This is a genomic window from Flavobacterium zhoui, from assembly GCF_042787235.1.
Lineage (GTDB): Bacteria > Bacteroidota > Bacteroidia > Flavobacteriales > Flavobacteriaceae > Flavobacterium > Flavobacterium zhoui.
On sequence record NZ_JBHZPY010000036.1, the window covers coordinates 1 to 1063 of the forward strand.

At 40.9% G+C, this 1063-nt stretch carries 2 tRNA genes and 1 rRNA gene; all 3 read right to left on the reverse strand.

The features are described from left to right. A 23S ribosomal RNA gene (locus ACFX5F_RS16205) occupies positions 1–486 on the reverse strand; the annotation flags it as partial. A 191-nt stretch (positions 487–677) separates the two neighbouring features. Then, positions 678–751, reverse strand: a tRNA-Ala gene (locus ACFX5F_RS16210). A 105-nt stretch (positions 752–856) separates the two neighbouring features. Further along, positions 857–930, reverse strand: a tRNA-Ile gene (locus ACFX5F_RS16215). Positions 931–1063: the final 133 nt, after the last annotated feature.

A 1063-nucleotide genomic window follows, 5' to 3' on the forward strand; every position in this document is an offset into this window, starting at 1 on the left:
GGTACTGGTTCACTATCGGTCTCTCAGGAGTATTTAGCCTTAGCGGATGGTCCCGCCAAATTCAGACAGGATTTCTCGTGTCCCGCCCTACTCAGGATACCACTATCGTTATCTTCTATTACTTATACAGGGCTATCACCTTCTTTGGCTCTACTTTCCAGTAGATTCTAATTCTATCCGCAACAAATAACGTGGTCCTACAACCCCAATAATGCCGTAACATCATTGGTTTGGGCTAATCCGCGTTCGCTCGCCACTACTTACGGAATCACTTTTGTTTTCTTCTCCTCCGCCTACTTAGATGTTTCAGTTCAGCGGGTTTGCCCACCTATCGGTGTACTATGTCTTCAACATAGTGGGTTGCCCCATTCGGGTATCTACGGATCAATTCGTGTGTGCCAATCCCCGTAGCTTTTCGCAGCTTATCACGCCCTTCATCGCCTCTGAGAGCCAAGGCATCCCCCATACGCCCTTATTTTGCTTATTGTACCAATCTCGTTATTTAAAACGAGACCGTTTCTTCTACTAAATATAAATATCTAATAGAAAATGCTTTCTACTTTTTATTATTTTCTTATCTCAATATGTCAATGAACTTTAAAGTAGTGCTCAGTGTTCAGTTTTTAGTATTCAGTCGAAACTGAGTACTGATCACTGTAAGCTGATCACTCTTTTTGTGGAGAATAACGGAGTCGAACCGTTGACCTCCTGCGTGCAAGGCAGGCGCTCTAGCCAGCTGAGCTAATCCCCCGTCTTTTTTAGTTCGCAGTTATCAGTCGCAGTTTGCAGTTTGTAACGTGCTCACTTTAACGTGATTTCACTCTTCTTCTAAAATTTCCTTCTTTAAGTTAAATAGTTGTCTCGGACAGACTCGAACTGTCGACCCCTACATTATCAGTGTAATACTCTAACCAGCTGAGCTACGAGACAATTTGATTTAGGATTGCAGATTTACGATTCTTGATTTTAGATGTAAATCTAAAAGCAGTATTTCGATATCAACAATACTAAATCTTTATCTTTAACTTAAATTGTATTATTTGAACTAACAGCAAGAGTAATA